11 protein-coding genes are annotated in these 14,767 nt (G+C 60.7%); 10 read left to right on the forward strand and 1 reads right to left on the reverse strand.

The window, feature by feature from the left end; genetic code table 11:
• Positions 1-47 precede the first annotated feature (47 nt).
• Positions 48-1,598 carry an ABC transporter substrate-binding protein gene (locus KQ933_RS18760; RefSeq protein WP_216756255.1) on the reverse strand — a complete coding sequence of 517 codons (1,551 nt, stop codon included), beginning with the start codon at positions 1,596-1,598 and terminating at the stop codon, positions 48-50.
• 138 nt (positions 1,599-1,736) lie between these two features.
• On the opposite strand from KQ933_RS18760, the gene KQ933_RS18765 reads away from it, so the two are divergent.
• From KQ933_RS18765 to KQ933_RS18810, 10 genes are all read left to right on the forward strand, one after another.
• Positions 1,737-2,870: an ROK family transcriptional regulator gene (locus KQ933_RS18765; RefSeq protein WP_216756256.1), complete on the forward strand. Its 1,134-nt coding sequence runs from the start codon at positions 1,737-1,739 to the stop codon at positions 2,868-2,870.
• 8 nt (positions 2,871-2,878) lie between these two features.
• Positions 2,879-4,321, forward strand: a complete 1,443-nt coding sequence (locus KQ933_RS18770; protein WP_216756257.1) for a M81 family metallopeptidase — start codon at positions 2,879-2,881, stop codon at positions 4,319-4,321.
• Positions 4,322-4,528: 207 nt separating this feature from the next.
• On the forward strand, positions 4,529-5,254 hold the full coding sequence (locus KQ933_RS18775) for a FadR/GntR family transcriptional regulator (protein ID WP_216756258.1): 726 nt from the start codon (positions 4,529-4,531) through the stop codon (positions 5,252-5,254).
• A 79-nt stretch (positions 5,255-5,333) separates the two neighbouring features.
• Positions 5,334-6,842: an ABC transporter substrate-binding protein gene (locus KQ933_RS18780; RefSeq protein WP_216756259.1), complete on the forward strand. Its 1,509-nt coding sequence runs from the start codon at positions 5,334-5,336 to the stop codon at positions 6,840-6,842.
• Between the two features lie 63 nt (positions 6,843-6,905).
• Positions 6,906-7,853: an ABC transporter permease gene (locus KQ933_RS18785; RefSeq protein ID WP_216756260.1), complete on the forward strand. Its 948-nt coding sequence runs from the start codon at positions 6,906-6,908 to the stop codon at positions 7,851-7,853.
• Entirely contained in the window at positions 7,850-8,734 is an 885-nt protein-coding gene (locus KQ933_RS18790; protein ID WP_216756261.1) for an ABC transporter permease, read from the forward strand. Before KQ933_RS18785 ends, KQ933_RS18790 begins: the two co-directional genes overlap by 4 nt.
• 21 nt (positions 8,735-8,755) lie before the next feature.
• A complete protein-coding gene (locus KQ933_RS18795) occupies positions 8,756-10,540 on the forward strand; it encodes a gamma-glutamyltransferase family protein (RefSeq protein WP_216756262.1) in 1,785 nt (594 codons plus the stop codon).
• A 2-nt stretch (positions 10,541-10,542) separates the two neighbouring features.
• Positions 10,543-11,298 carry a DUF1028 domain-containing protein gene (locus KQ933_RS18800; RefSeq protein ID WP_216756263.1) on the forward strand — a complete coding sequence of 252 codons (756 nt, stop codon included), beginning with the start codon at positions 10,543-10,545 and terminating at the stop codon, positions 11,296-11,298.
• Between the two features lie 40 nt (positions 11,299-11,338).
• A complete protein-coding gene (locus KQ933_RS18805) occupies positions 11,339-13,177 on the forward strand; it encodes an ABC transporter ATP-binding protein (protein WP_216756264.1) in 1,839 nt (612 codons plus the stop codon).
• A 257-nt stretch (positions 13,178-13,434) separates the two neighbouring features.
• Positions 13,435-14,766 (forward strand): glucoamylase family protein, encoded by a 1,332-nt coding sequence (locus KQ933_RS18810; protein WP_216756265.1) that lies wholly within the window; start codon positions 13,435-13,437, stop codon positions 14,764-14,766.
• The last annotated feature ends 1 nt before the right edge of the window (position 14,767 follow it).

Genomic DNA, 14,767 nt, shown 5'->3' on the forward strand with positions numbered 1-14,767 from the left:
TCAGTGAACCGGGCGAACGGCGCAATGCGCGGTCCGCCCGTTACGCATCAGTCCTTCGTGGCTTCCTTGACCACGACGAGGCCGCCGGGCACGATCCAGGTGCCCTTCACACTGTTACGGGCGGCATAGAGGTCCTGCGTCGTATAGAGGAGGACGTGCGGCGCCTGCTCGTTGACCTCCTTCTGGGCGTCGACATAGATCGCGTTGCGTGCCGTCTCGTCCAACGTCGAAGCTGCCTTGTCAATCAACTCGTCCAGCTTCGGATCGTTGAAGAAGCCGAGATTGGCGCTCGCCGGCGAAGCGCTGGCCGAATGGTAGAGCGGACGGAATTGCAGGTCGGCGCCATTGACGCCAGAGGACCAGGAGGCAATCACCGAACCCGTATTGGCAGTCGCCTTACCAGCCGGATCGGCAAAGGCCGCCTTCGACCAGACGCCGCTTTCCATGCGCTGCACGTCGAGCTTCACGCCGGCCTTCGCCCACATGGCCTGCAGCAGTTCGCCGATACGCGCCTCCGGCTCCTGCACGATCGTCGTCATCGAGAACCCGTCGGGATAACCGGCATCGGCGAGCAGCTTCTTCGCCTTATCGATATCATAAGTGTAGGGCGCAAGCGTCTTGTCATAGCCGGGTGTCACGGGCGCAAGCGGCGAATTCGCCGGCGTGGCATTGCCCTGCATGATCGCCTTGACGAGGCCATCGCGGTCGGTGGCATAGTTCAGTGCCTGGCGCACGCGCAAATCGTCGAGCGGTTTCAGCTTGGTGTTGAGCGACACCCAGAACACGGCCGAGCCGTCTGATTTGTAGACCTTCATGTCCTGGTTGGCTTCGAGTTGCTTGGCAAAGGCGGCCGGCAACGGATTGACGATATCGGCATCCCCCGTCTGCAGCGCCATGTTCATGACCGAGGGTTCTGCCGTCCAGGTCCACTTGATCTCATCGGCCCCCTTCGCGGCACCGCCCCACCAGTCCGCGTTCTTCGTTTCCAGCACATATTCGCCGGACTTGTATTCCTGCAGCTTGTAGGGTCCGGTGCCGACAGCCTTGCTGCCGATCGTACCGGCGGCATCCGCAACAGGGCTGACCATCAGGCAAGGGCCGGTCGTCAGAAGCGCGAGAAAGGCCGGATAGGGTTTTTTGAGCTTGAACTGCACGGTGGAAGGATCGACGGCGCTGACGCTTTCGATAAAGGTGCGAAGACGGCCACTGGCGGCAAGGCCGCGCTTTGTATCGAGATGGCGAGTAAAGTTCTTCACCACGGCATCAGCGTCGAACGCCGTGCCGTCATGGAATTTTACGCCCTGACGCAGCTTGAAGGTCCAGACGATACCGGCATCGTCGCTCGACCATTGCGTAGCAAGCGCCGGCTGGAGAGTAAGGTCCTTTGCGCGGGCGAGAAGCCCCTCATACATCGGATCCAGAACGGCGGCCGTAAACGTCGCGGTCTGATCGCCCGGATCCATCGAGCGCGGCGCTTCGGTCTGCATGACCGTCAGCGTAGAAGCGAAGGCCGAAAGCGGCGCAAACAGCGCTCCGGTAACGGTACAACCGAGTGCGAATTGGCGAGCGCTAATAAATTTCTTGCGAATGATATCCATTGGTTCACCTTCTTGTTGATTCTTGAACCGCCCTTTCGGTCGGCCTTGATCAATTTTTGCAATTTATTTTGATTGATTGGTTCATTTTGTGAACTTATTGTCAAGGCGAAATCACAAGCAGCAGGATCAGGGATTTTAATGTTCAACTCATCGCAGCGCGAGCTTCTGCGGGTCATAAGCGAGTCCGGCCCCCTCAGCCGGACCGATCTTGCGGCCGCTATCGGGCTGAGCAAAGCAGCGATGAGCGGCATTGCCCGCGAGTTGATCGATCGCGGCGTTCTACATGAAACGGAAATGGTCTACGGCCAGGGCCGCCCCTCCGTCCTGCTCGACCTGAAGCCGGAATGCGCCTTCTTCATCGGCATCTCTCTTCTGGAAGATCCCGCGCCAATGATCCTTAGCGATCTCAACGGCAATATCATCGCTCGTCAGCAGCTGCCCTATTCCCGCGATCCCAAGGTCATCGCCAATGCCATCACCTATGGCCTGCCGGAAATCCTGAAGGGCCACCCGCAGGCAAGCTCGAAGCTTGCCGGCATCGGCGTGGCGCTGTCGGGCTTCGTCGATGAAAAGCAGGCGACCTGCGTACAATCCACCCTCCTTGGCTGGCAGGACGTGCCGCTCGCCGAAATCATCCGCCAAGCAAGCGGCGTCGATACTTTCATCGAAAACGATGCCAAGGCCGTGGCCGTCAGCGAGAAGCTCTTCGGCATTGCCCGCGACACGCCGAATTTCTCGGTCGTTTCACTGGGAGACGGTATCGGCTGCGCCCATTTCATCGACGGCAAACTCTATCGCGGCAATCACGGCGGCGCCGGTGAAATCGCCCATGCGACGATCGAGCCCGGCGGCGCGCCCTGCCGCTGCGGCAAGCGCGGCTGTCTCGATACGATCGCCTCCATGAAAGCGATCAAGGAGATGACGCGGGCCGCCGGGCTAAAATGCACCTCGCTGTCGGAACTGGAAGAAGAAGCCTCGCACGGCACCGCCGAAGCGATCGCCATCATCCACAAGGCGGGCGCCGCTCTCGGGCTGGCGATCTCGCATCTGATCCAGATGAACGATCCCGGCATGATCCTCATCACCCACATCGAGGGCTCCTTCGACGGCCTGTTCGGCACGGTCGTGCAACAGGCGATCGAAGCCAATGTTCTTCCACGTTACGCTGGCGCAACACCGATCCGCACCCGCCGCGTCGACAGCGACGTCTGGGCACGGGGCGCTGCCAGCATCGCTGCCCATAATTTTCTGATTGGTCCCAATATAAGCTGAGGTTTCCCATGCGTATCGCCGTTGGTGGCATTCACATCGAATGCAGCACGTACAATCCCGTCCTGAACGAGGAGAAGGATTTCCGGGTGGTACGCGGCGAAGGGCTGCTGACCGCTCCCTATTTTTCGTTTTTGAAGGACTACGACGCCGAATTCCTGCCGACGATCCATGCCCGCGCCATAGCCGGCGGCCCTGTCGCGCGCCACACCTACGAGGCCTTCAAGGCCGAATTCCTGGAGCGCCTGAAGCCGCTTCTGCCGCTCGACGGCCTCTATCTCGCCATGCACGGCGCCATGTATGTCGAAGGCATGGAAGATGCGGAAGGCGACTGGATCACTGCTGCCCGCGCGCTCGTCGGCGACGATTGTACAGTTTCGGCAAGTTACGACCTGCACGGCAACGTCACCCAGCGCATTCTCGATGCGCTCGACATGTACTCCACCTACCGCACCGCGCCGCATATCGATGTCGAGGAAACGATGCGTCGTTCGGTTTCGATGCTGGTGAAGAGCCTGAAGAGTGGTGTGAAACCCACCCTGCTCTGGGCACCGATTCCTGTCGTCCTGCCGGGTGAACGCACCAGCACCGTGGATGAACCGGCAAAGAGCCTCTATGCCGAACTGCCCGGCATCGATGCACTCGATGGCGTCTGGGATGCCTCGCTGATGGTCGGTTATGTCTGGGCCGACGAGCCCCGCGCCACCGCCGCCGCCATCATGACCGGCACGGACCGTGCCGTGCTGGAGCGCGAGGCAAAGCGTATAGCAAAGGCGTATTGGGACGTACGCGAGGAATTCGTCTTCGGCTGCGAGACCGGCTCGATCGAGGAATGCGTCGCCAAGGCGATCGTTAGCCCGACCGGCCCCGTCGTGCTTGCCGAATCCGGCGACAACCCGACCGGCGGCGGTGTGGGCGATCGTGCCGACGTCCTTGCCGAACTGATCGCTAAGGGCGCCACCGGCGTTGTCTTCGCCGGCATTGCTGACAAGGCGGCAACGGAAGCCTGCTATGCGGCCAACGTCGGCGCTACGCTGGACCTGACCGTCGGCGCCTCGCTCGATACCAAGGGCAGCAAGCCGGTGACGGGACGCTTCGTGGTGAAGTTCCTGCACGAAACCGACCACGCAGCCGACCGGCAGGCCGTTGTTTCCATCGGCGGCATCGATCTGGTGCTCTCCGCCAAGCGCCGCCCCTATCACAACATCGTCGATTTTACCCGCCTCGGTCTTGATCCGCGCACGGCAAAGATCGTCGTCGTCAAGTCGGGTTATCTCTCGCCGGAACTCGCACCCATCGCCAATCCCAATCTCATGGCGCTCTCAGTCGGTGTCGTCGACCAGTTCGTCGAGCGCCTGCCGCGCCTGCGAAAACAGCACCCGACCTATCCTTTCGACAAGGATTTCGGCTTCGAGCCGCAAGCTTTCCTATCGGCACGCTCCGCGAACCGCTGAGGTTTGATAGGCGAACCAATTGACTTTTGGTACCGCACGATTGTCTAGCGTGCAGTTCTCATCAAAACGTGTGCGTACTTTTGGATCTGTCGCAAATCTAGGCCATACGATCAATAAACAGGCAGATATTTATTTGCATAAAAAAATGCTTGACGATCCGTTGGATTTGGTTTGCATTGAACCAATATTAAATTGGTTCAGCCAATCATGGACGAAACGCAAGGCAATTCGAACTATGCGCTGGAGAAGCTGAGGGCTCTCCTGCAGTCGGATAGTCTCGATGCCGATGGCAAGCTGCCAACCGAACGTACGCTCTCCGAAATCCTCGGCGTCAGCCGTCGCTCGATCCGCCGCGCGCTGGAAGTGCTGGAGGCCGAGGGCCGCATCTGGCGCCGGCAAGGCTCCGGCACCTTTGCCGGCAAGCGGCCGAACGGTTGGAGCAACCATGTCGATTCCATCGTCGCCGACACCGATCTCATGGAGATCATGGAAGTGCGCCTGCGCGTCGAGCCACAGCTTGCCCAGCTTGCAGCCATGCGCGCCAAGGTAGCCGATGTCGAGCGGATGTATGATCTGGTGAAGAAGATCTATGAAAGCACGGATGCCGACGGCCGCGAGCTCTGGGATGGTGCGCTGCATCGCCAGATCGCCCAATGCGCCGGCAACATATTCTTCCTCACGATCTTCGACGTCATCAACCGCGTGCGCCAGGACGAAGCCTGGCAGACGATCCGCGAGCGCGCCCGCAGCGTCAGCCGCACGCGCGAAGTCACCCATGGCCAGCACACAGCCATCGTCGATGCTATCGCCGCCCGCGATCCGGGAAAAGCCGGCGAAGCCATGCGCCAGCACCTGCTGACGCTGCAGGAAAGCCTCATCCGCATTACCTCTCTCGACCACAGCGAAACGGAGGTCGAGAAGGAGCCCACTTGAGCGGGGAAACGGCACGGCGGAGATAACCGACGGCTCGACACGACAAACGTGAAACAAAAACATAACAGAGGAGAATGATATGAAATTCGCCGGATTGCTGACCACCGCCGCAGCGGCAGCGCTTTTAGCGCTTCCCGCCGTCGCGACCGAACTGAAGATCGGCCTGCAGGACGATGCCGACGTGCTCGATCCCGCACAGTCGCGCACCTTCGTCGGCCGCATCGTCTATACCGCGATGTGCGACAAGCTCGTCGACGTCTCACCCGACCTGAAGATCGTGCCGCAGCTTGCGACGGAATGGAACTGGTCGGCCGATGGCAAGGCGCTCACCATGAGGCTTCGCCAGGGTGTTAAGTTCCAGGACGAGACCCCCTTCAATGCTGAAGCCGTCGTCGCCACCATCGAGCGCAATATGACCCTGCCCGAATCGCGCCGCAAGAGCGAGCTGAGTTCCGTCGAGAAGGTCGAAGCGTCAGGCGAATACGAAGTCAAGTTCACGCTGAAGAGCCCCGACGTCACCCTGCTGGCCCAACTTTCCGACCGCGCCGGCATGATCGTCTCGCCGAAGGCCGCGAAGGAACTCGGTGCGAAGTTCGGCGACCATCCCGTCTGCGCCGGCCCCTTCAAATTCGTCGAACGCGTCCAGCAGGACCGTATCGTGCTGGAGAAGTTCCAGGACTACTGGAACAAGGATAATGTCTTCATCGACAAGATCACCTACCTTCCGATCCCGGATTCGACCGTACGCCTGGCCAATCTGCGCTCCGGCGACCTCGACATGATCGAACGCTTGGCTGCCACCGACGCCGAGACGGTCAAGAGCGACCCGAACCTCGTTTACAAGGATGTCGTCAACACCGGTTGGCTCGGCATCTATGCCAATGTTGGCAATGGCGCGCGCGCCGACAACCCGATGGGCAAGGACAAGCGCCTGCGCCAGGCCTTCTCGTTGGCAATCGATCGCGATGCCGCCATGCAGATCGTCTTCGAAGGCACCGGCGTTGCTGGCAACCAGCCCTTCCCGCCGAGCAGCCCGTGGTTCGACAAGAATGTTCCGGTTCCGGCCCGCGACGTCGAAAAGGCCAAGGCCCTCGTCAAGGCGGCAGGCTTCGACCACATTCCGGTTGAAATGCAGGTTTCGAACAGCCCGGTGGTCATGCAGATGATGCAGATCATCCAGTCCATGGTCGCAGAAGCCGGCTTCGACCTGACCCTGAAGACAACGGAATTTGCCACCCTGCTCAACGAGCAGACAGCCGGCAACTATCAGCTCAGCCGCTCCGACTGGTCCGGCCGAGTCGACCCTGACGGCAATATCCAGCAGTTCGTCACCTGCGGTGCCGGCCTGAACGACAGCAAATATTGCAATGCCGATGTCGACAAGTTGCTGAACGAGGCTCGCCAGTCCCCTGACGATTCCGTGCGCAAGCAGAAATACGATGCAGCAACCGCAATCCTCAATGACGATTTGCCGATCATCTTCCTTGGCCACCAGTCCTGGATCTGGGCTCTGCACAAAAACATCACCGGCTTCGTTGCTTCACCCGATGGCATGATCCGCCTCGTCGGTGTGAAGAAGGAAGGCTGATAGCCACACGCTTCAGGAACGCGGCGACCCTCGCCGTGTTCCGCTGATGGTATCGGAGCGCCCATGTACAGGTTTATCGCCAAGCGGCTGCTGGTCGCCATTCCAACTCTGCTGATCATTTCGGTCTTCGTCTTCTCGCTGCAGAAACTTCTGCCGGGAGATCCGGTTCTGGCCATGGCCGGCGAAGAGCGCGATCCGCAGGTGCTGGAATTCCTGCGGGAGAAATATCACCTCAAGGACCCCGTTCCTTACCAGTATTTCTACTGGCTGGGCTCCGCACTGAAGGGTGATCTCGGCATTTCGCTGCGCACCAACCAGCCGGTCCTTGAACTGGTGGCCGAGAAACTGCCGGTTACCATCCAGCTCGCCATCATGTCGATGATCTTCGCCTTCGCCATCGGCGTGCCGATGGGCATCCTGGCGGCTGTCAAGAAGAATACGATCATCGATTATCTCGCCAACATCATCGCGTTATCCGGCCTGTCGATCCCGAATTTCTGGCTCGGCATCATGCTGATCCTGCTGATCTCGGTGAACCTCGGCTGGTTGCCAGCTTCAGGCTATGAGCCCTTCTTCTCCAATCCGCTGCGCTCGATCCAAACCATGCTGATGCCCTCCTTCGTGCTCGGCAACGCGCTCGCCGCCACGTTGATGCGCCACACGCGTTCGGCAATGCTGAGCGTCTTGAGCGCTGACTACATCCGTACCGCCCGCGCCAAGGGGCTTTCGGAAAGTTCCGTCGTGCTGGAACACAGCTTCCGCAACGCGGTCCTGCCGATCGTCACACTGACCGCTCTGCTTTTTGGCGAACTTCTCGCCGGCGCGGTTCTCACGGAGCAGATTTTCACCATCCCAGGCTTTGGAAAGCTCATCGTCGATGCCGTCTTCAATCGCGATTACGCCGTCGTCCAGGGCGTCGTCATCTGCACGGCGATCGGCTTTATCCTGATGAACCTCGTGGCCGACGTTCTCTACGTTCTCCTCAATCCGCGCATGAGGGCTTCGCTATGACCGCAATCGATCAAGCTGTTGCCACACCCATCGCCTCGACCGAGCAGCGTGCGCCGAGCCGCGCCTGGCGCAAGCTGAAAGCCAACAAGGGTGCGCTTGTCGGTCTCACCATCATTGCCTTCTTCGCAATCCTTGCCATCATCGCGCCGCTCCTGCCGCTCCCCGATCCCAACGCCACAAGCTGGTCGACGATCCGCAAGGCGCCGTCAGCGGCCCATTGGCTCGGCACCGACGACATCGGCCGCGATATTCTCTCCCGCATGATCTGGGGCGCGCAGGCCTCGCTGATGGCCGGCGTCTTTTCCGTGGCGATCGCCGTTCTCATCGGCGTGCCCTTCGGCCTGATCTCAGGCTATTTCGGCGGCTGGATCGACATGATCATCTCCCGCATCACCGAAGCCTTCCTGGCGATGCCTTTCCTGATCACCGCGATCGCACTTGCCGCCTTCCTTGGTCCTAGCCTCAGCAACGCGATGATCGCGATCGGTCTTTCGGCAATGCCTATCTTCGTGCGGCTGACGCGTGGCCAGGTACTGGCGGTCAAGACAGAGGAATATATCGAAGGCGCGCGATCCATCGGTCTTCGCCATTTCAGCATCATCACCCGCTACATCCTGCCGAATGTGTTCGCACCGATCCTCGTGCAGGCGACGCTGACGATCGCGACCGCCATCATCGCCGAAGCCAGCCTCTCCTTCCTCGGCCTCGGCCAACAACCGCCAGCGCCGAGCTGGGGCTCGATGCTGAACGTGGCCAAGAATTTTCTCAGCCAGGCGCCCTGGATGGCGATGTGGCCGGGCATTGCCATCTTCCTCGTCGTTATCGGTTTCAATCTCTTGGGCGACGGCCTGCGCGATGCGCTCGATCCGCGCGAAGCATGACTCTTCGAAAGGACATATGAAATGACCGTATTTACGACCCGCCCCGAAATTCTGGGTACGTTCGGCGTCGTCACCTCAACGCACTGGATCGCCTCGGCTGTCGGCATGAGCATTCTGGAAAAAGGCGGCAATGCCTTCGATGCAGCGGTTGCTACCGGCTTCACCCTGCAGATCTTGGAGCCGCACCTCGTCGGCCCTGGCGGCGATATGCCCGCAATCATCTATTCGAAGAAGAAGGGCAAGGTCGAGGTCATCTGCGCGCAGGGTCCTGCTCCCGCAGCAGCCACCATCGAGCACTATACGTCTGAGGGCCTGAAACTGATCCCGGGCGACGGCCTGCTTGCAACCGTCATTCCCGGTTCCTTCGATGGCTGGATGCTGATGCTGCGCGACTACGGCAGGATGAGTGTGCGCGACGTGCTCGAGCCAGCGATCTACTACGCCGAAAACGGCCATCCGCTGCTGCCCCGCGTTTCGGCCACCATCAAGGGGCTTGCTGAATTCTTCGAAAAGGAATGGCCGACCTCCTACGAGACCTGGGTGCCGGGAGGCTCTGTTCCGGAGCCGAATTCCAGCTTCAAGAACCCGGTTCTGGCCGAGACCTGGAAGCGCATCATCTCCGAGGCGGAAGCAAAGCAAAACCGCGAGGCGCAGATCGAAGCCGCCCGTGACGCCTTCTATCGCGGCTTCGTCGCCGAGAAGATCGCAGACTATCTAAAAAACGCGGAAGTGATGGATGCAAGCGGCAGCCGTCACAAAGCGGTGCTGACGGCTGACGACATGGCGAACTGGTCGGCAACAATCGAGGAGCCGCAGACCTATGACTATCACGGCTGGACGGTCGCCAAGATCGGCCCCTGGGGCCAAGGTCCGGTCTTCCTGCAGACCCTGTCGATCCTCAAGGGCATGGATATCGCTGCAATGGCGCCTGACGGAGCCGACTTCGTCCATACCGTGACCGAAGCCATGAAACTCGCCTTCGCCGATCGCGAGATCTACTACGGTGATCCCAAATTCGCCGACGTTCCGCTCGACCAGCTCCTGTCAGATACCTACGCCGCCGCCCGCCGCAAACTCATTACGGACGAAGCCTCCTTCGACCTGCGTCCCGGAAAGCTGGCCGGCTTCGAGCATCAATATGACGTGACAATGGAGATGCTCGGCGCCGATTCCAAGACAGGCGCAGTCTACGAGCCGACCATGGCGCATCTGACTGAAAAGCGCGGCGACACCGTCCATATCGACGTCATCGACCGCGAAGGCAATATGGTCTCCGTCACGCCCTCAGGCGGCTGGCTGCAGTCCTCGCCGATCATTCCGGGCCTCGGCTTCTGCCTGAATTCACGCGCCCAGATGTTCTGGCTGAAGCCCAACCTGCCGACATCGCTCGCTTCCGGCAAGCGCCCGCGCACGACGCTGACACCTTCGCTCGCCCTTTACGAAGGCCGCCCGACACTCGCCTTCGGCACGCCCGGCGGCGATCAGCAGGAACAGTGGCAGCTCTCTTTCTTCCTGCGTTATGTCCATCACAAGATGAACCTGCAGGCGGCGATCGACCAGCCGCTCTTCCACACCTCGCATTTCCCCGGCTCCTTCTATCCGCGCACGCGTGAGCCGGGCGGCCTGATGGTAGAAGGCAGTTTCAGTGCCGATGTGCTCGACAATCTGCGCGCCCGCGGCCACGCGCTCACCGTTTCCGAGCCCTGGACCATTGGTCGCCTGACGGCAGCCCGCCGCGATGCCGATGGGCTGTTGCGTGCCGCTGCCACGCCGCGCCTCATGCAGGCCTATGCGATCGGGAGATAGTCATGACTTGGTCCATCGTCGCCCGCGATCCCAAGACTGGTTATCTCGGCATCGCCGTCGCTACTCGCTTCTTTGCGGTCGGCGGTCTGGTCCCGCATGTCCGCGGGGGCATTGGCGCGGTCGCCACGCAGGCCTTCGTCAACCCGCTCTACGGCACGGACGGCGTTGCCCTGATTGCAGAAGGCAAGGCGCCGGATGAGATCATCGCGGAACTGACCGCCCGCGATGCCGGCCGTGACCAGCGCCAGCTTCACCTGATCGATGCCGCCGGCCGCAACGCTGCTTTCACCGGCACCAAATGCATCGACTGGGCCGGTCATCTGGTGGACGACAACGTCTCCGTCGCCGGCAACATGCTGGCTGGTCCCGAGGTCGTCGCTCAGACGCTTGCAGCCTACAAGAAGACGATGGACAAGCCCTTCATCGAGCGCCTGCTCGAAGCCATGCAGGCCGGCGAGGATGCCGGCGGCGACAAGCGTGGCAAGCAGTCTGCCGCTCTCCTCGTCCATCGCGATCAGGATTATCCCTGGCTCAGCATCCGCGCGGACGATCATCCCGATCCCCTCGCCGAACTGCGCCGGCTCTATGCGGTGGCGCAGGAGCGCTACATGCATGTCGCCGAAACGATGGCGACCAAAGCAAACCCGAACGGAATGATTGACAGGCGCGAGATCGATGAAAAGATCGCAGCGCTGGAAGCCGCGCGCATTGCGGAAGGGCGGCCGTCGGCCTCTTTCGCTACGCCTTTGAAGACCTGAAAGCCCGACCATCCGGCACAAAAGAGAATAAGGGAACGAAATGAGTGATCAGCCTGCAGCATCCGTCTCTCCGGTTCTTTCCGTCCGGAACCTGACGACCTCCTTCCTCGCCGATGGTGAATGGAAATCCGTCGTCCGCAATGTCTCCTTCGATGTCATGCCGGGGGAAACGGTCGCCATCGTCGGCGAGAGCGGTTCGGGCAAGAGCGTTACCTCGCTCTCCATAATGCGCCTGCTCGCCAAAGGCTCAAGCCGTGTCGAAGGCAGCATCACGCTCAACGGCCGTGACATTCTTTCGCTCTCCGACAGGGATATGCGCGCCGTCCGCGGCAAGGATGCAGCCATGATCTTCCAGGAGCCGATGACCAGCCTGAACCCGATCTTCACCATCGGCAGGCAGATTTCCGAAGCGCTCACCTGCCACGGTGATATCACCAAGGCTGACGCGCGGGCTGAAACCATCCGCCTTCTGGAGAAGGTGCGCATTCCCAATGCCGCCTCCCGCTTCGACGAATATCCGCACCAGTTTTCCGGCGGCATGCGCCAGCGCGTGATGATCGCCATGGCGCTCGCATCGCGGCCGAAGCTTTTGATCGCCGACGAGCCGACCACCGCGCTCGACGTGACCATCCAGGGTCAGATCCTCGATCTCATCAAGGTGCTGCAGGAAGAGGATGGCATGTCCGTTCTCTTCATCACCCATGACATGGGCGTGGTCGCCGAGATCGCCGATCGCACCATCGTCATGTATCGCGGCGAGGCGGTCGAAACCGGCATGACGGATGATATCTTCAACCGCGGTATGCACCCCTATACGCGTGCTCTGCTTTCCGCCGTGCCGCGTCTCGGCTCGATGGACGGGCAAAAATGGCCTTTGCGCTTTCCCGTTATAGATACGGCGACCGGCGAGCGCAGTGAACCAGTGGAGGTGGTCGACACCGTCGACCGTCGCAAAACGCCGATCCTTGAGGTGAAGAACCTCGTCACCCGCTTCGATATTCGCGGTGGCCTCCTGGGCCGCAGGACCGGCGCCATTCATGCCGTCGAGGATGTCTCCTTCAACCTCTTCCAAGGCGAGACACTGGCGCTCGTTGGCGAATCCGGCTGCGGCAAGTCCACGACCGGCCGTTCGATCACCCGCCTGGTGCAGCCGAATGGCGGCTCCGTCAACCTTGACGGCTATGACGTGCTGAACCTCGATGCGACCAGACTGCGCAACATGCGCCGCAGCATCCAGATGATCTTCCAGGATCCTTTCGCGAGCCTCAATCCGCGGATGACGGTGGGAGCAGCCGTTGCCGAGCCTTTCATCGAACACGGGCTTGGCACCCGCGCCCAGGCCCGCGACAAGGCTGCGGACCTGCTCGAACGCGTCGGCTTGAAGTCGGATATGATGAAGCGTTACCCGCATGAGTTTTCCGGCGGCCAGCGTCAGCGCATCTGCATCGCCCGCGCTCTTGCGCTCGACCCGAAAGTGATCGTTGCGGATGAAAGCGTCTCGGCTCTCGATGTCTCGATCAAGGCGCAGGTCTGCAATCTCCTTATGGACCTGCAGCAGAGCCTCAACCTCGCCTTCCTCTTCATCTCCCACGATATGGCCGTCGTCGAACGCGTCAGTCACCGCGTCGCGGTTATGTATCTGGGTGAAATCGTCGAAATCGGCCCGCGGGAAGAGCTCTTCCGCAACCCGCAGCATCCCTACACCAAGAAACTCATGGCGGCGGTTCCGGTACCGGATCCCGCCCGCCGCGGCATCCGCCGCAACCTCGGCACCGACGAACTGAAAAGCCCTGTCCGTCCCGTGGGTTACGTGCCTCCGAAGCGTCAGTTCCGCGAGGTGGTGACGGGCCATATGGTGCGGATGGAGGAAGCCGCCTGAGCCAGTCCAGCAGGTTCAACCGACAGCTTGAGAATGGTAGGTATTGCGCGAGACGGACCGCATCCGGGGAGGTGCGGTTTAATCCCTTTTGCTGCATCGCTTATATCATTTATTCCAGATATTATTTCACTGGGAATTATTAACGCCAATTGCCGGCGTTTGTGTTCTCTTATCCTTGCGAATCAAAAAGGTTTGATTTGCCTGGGGGCAGCCACCATGTTGAAGCATGGGGCGATATAACAGTTGGGCAGGAGCACATGCTGCAACGGATTGAAGACATTGATGCCGCGCTAGTCGACAGGCTGCAGCACTCAGCGTTCAAATATTTCCTGAAATATTCTAATCCAGAAAACGGGCTTGTGCCGGATACGTCGATCCCTGGCGTGCCGGCAAGCATTGCCGCGGTCGGCTTCGGACTTTCCTCCTATCCTGTTGGCGTCGAGCGCGGCTGGATCAGCCGCGCGGAAGCTGCCGAGCGCGTCTTCAACACGCTGCACTTTTTCGCCAACGCCAAACAGGGTACGGAACGCCACGCAACCGGACATCGCGGCTTCTTCTACCACTTCCTGCACGTCAATACCGGCAACCGCGCCTGGAACAGCGAGCTTTCGACCATAGATACCGCTCTGCTCGTCGCCGGCATTCTGACCGCCGCGCAATATTTCGACGGCGAGGATGAAACCGAGACCGAGATCCGCGCGCTCGCAAAATTCATCTACGAGCGCGTCGACTGGCGCTGGGCGCTGAACAAGGGCGACACTATCTCGATGGGCTGGAAACCTTCTTCCGGTTTCCTGCGCTGGCGCTACCATGGCTTCGATGAAGCGATCCTCCTCTACACGCTGGCGCTTGCGTCACCGACCTACCCGATCCCGCAATCGAGCTATGACGCCTTCACGGCAAGCTATTCGTGGATGATCTTCAACGAGCAGCCTTATCTCTATGCCGGCCCGCTCTTCATCCATCTCTTCTCCCATGCCTGGATCGATTTCCGCGGCATCAAGGACAAGCCGATGGCTGAGCGGAACTGGGATTATTTCCGTAACACACAGGTCGTCATCGACGTCCAGCGCGATTATGCGGAACGCAATCCCGGCCAGTTCGTTGGCTATAGCAAAGATATCTGGGGATTTACCGCTTGCGATGGCCCGCCGCCGACGCGGCGCATGCGCGGCGGCCGTAACCCGAAAGTGCTGGGTTATGCTGCCCGTGGCGCCCCGCTCGGTCCCGATGACGGCACGATCGCGCCCTGGGCAGCGCTCGCCTGCCTACCTTACGACCGGCAGGCCGCAATCGAGGGCACCAAGGCACTGCTGACCACCTATCCGAACCTACTTCTGGAAGGTGGCTTCCCTGGCGGCTTCAACCCGACCGTCCAGACCAAGCGGCCGGAAGGCTGGGTCGATGACCGCACCGTAGCCATCGACCAGGGTCTCGTCGTCATGACGGTCGAAAACGAACGTTCCGACTTCATCTGGAAACTGATGCGCGAGAACCCGGTGATCCGCCTCGGCCTCGAGCGCGCCGGCTTCACCGGCGGCTGGCTGGATGGCGAGGAAACGGAAGAGCTCGCTTTGAAAGCAGGCTAAC

Origin of the sequence: Rhizobium sp. WYJ-E13, from assembly GCF_018987265.1 — a bacterium.
GTDB lineage: Bacteria > Pseudomonadota > Alphaproteobacteria > Rhizobiales > Rhizobiaceae > Rhizobium.

Bases quoted from the DNA above. Each gene is read 5' to 3' on its own strand.
- KQ933_RS18795 (WP_216756262.1), top strand. From the start codon at position 8,756: ATGACCGTATTTACGACCCGCCCCGAAATTCTGGGTACGTTCGGCGTC.
- KQ933_RS18760 (WP_216756255.1), bottom strand. From the start codon at position 1,598: ATGGATATCATTCGCAAGAAATTTATTAGCGCTCGCCAATTCGCACTC.
- KQ933_RS18805 (WP_216756264.1), top strand. From the start codon at position 11,339: ATGAGTGATCAGCCTGCAGCATCCGTCTCTCCGGTTCTTTCCGTCCGG.
- KQ933_RS18800 (WP_216756263.1), top strand. From the start codon at position 10,543: ATGACTTGGTCCATCGTCGCCCGCGATCCCAAGACTGGTTATCTCGGC.
- KQ933_RS18770 (WP_216756257.1), top strand. From the start codon at position 2,879: ATGCGTATCGCCGTTGGTGGCATTCACATCGAATGCAGCACGTACAAT.
- KQ933_RS18780 (WP_216756259.1), top strand. From the start codon at position 5,334: ATGAAATTCGCCGGATTGCTGACCACCGCCGCAGCGGCAGCGCTTTTA.
- KQ933_RS18785 (WP_216756260.1), top strand. From the start codon at position 6,906: ATGTACAGGTTTATCGCCAAGCGGCTGCTGGTCGCCATTCCAACTCTG.
- KQ933_RS18775 (WP_216756258.1), top strand. From the start codon at position 4,529: ATGGACGAAACGCAAGGCAATTCGAACTATGCGCTGGAGAAGCTGAGG.
- KQ933_RS18810 (WP_216756265.1), top strand. From the start codon at position 13,435: ATGCTGCAACGGATTGAAGACATTGATGCCGCGCTAGTCGACAGGCTG.
- KQ933_RS18765 (WP_216756256.1), top strand. From the start codon at position 1,737: ATGTTCAACTCATCGCAGCGCGAGCTTCTGCGGGTCATAAGCGAGTCC.
- KQ933_RS18790 (WP_216756261.1), top strand. From the start codon at position 7,850: ATGACCGCAATCGATCAAGCTGTTGCCACACCCATCGCCTCGACCGAG.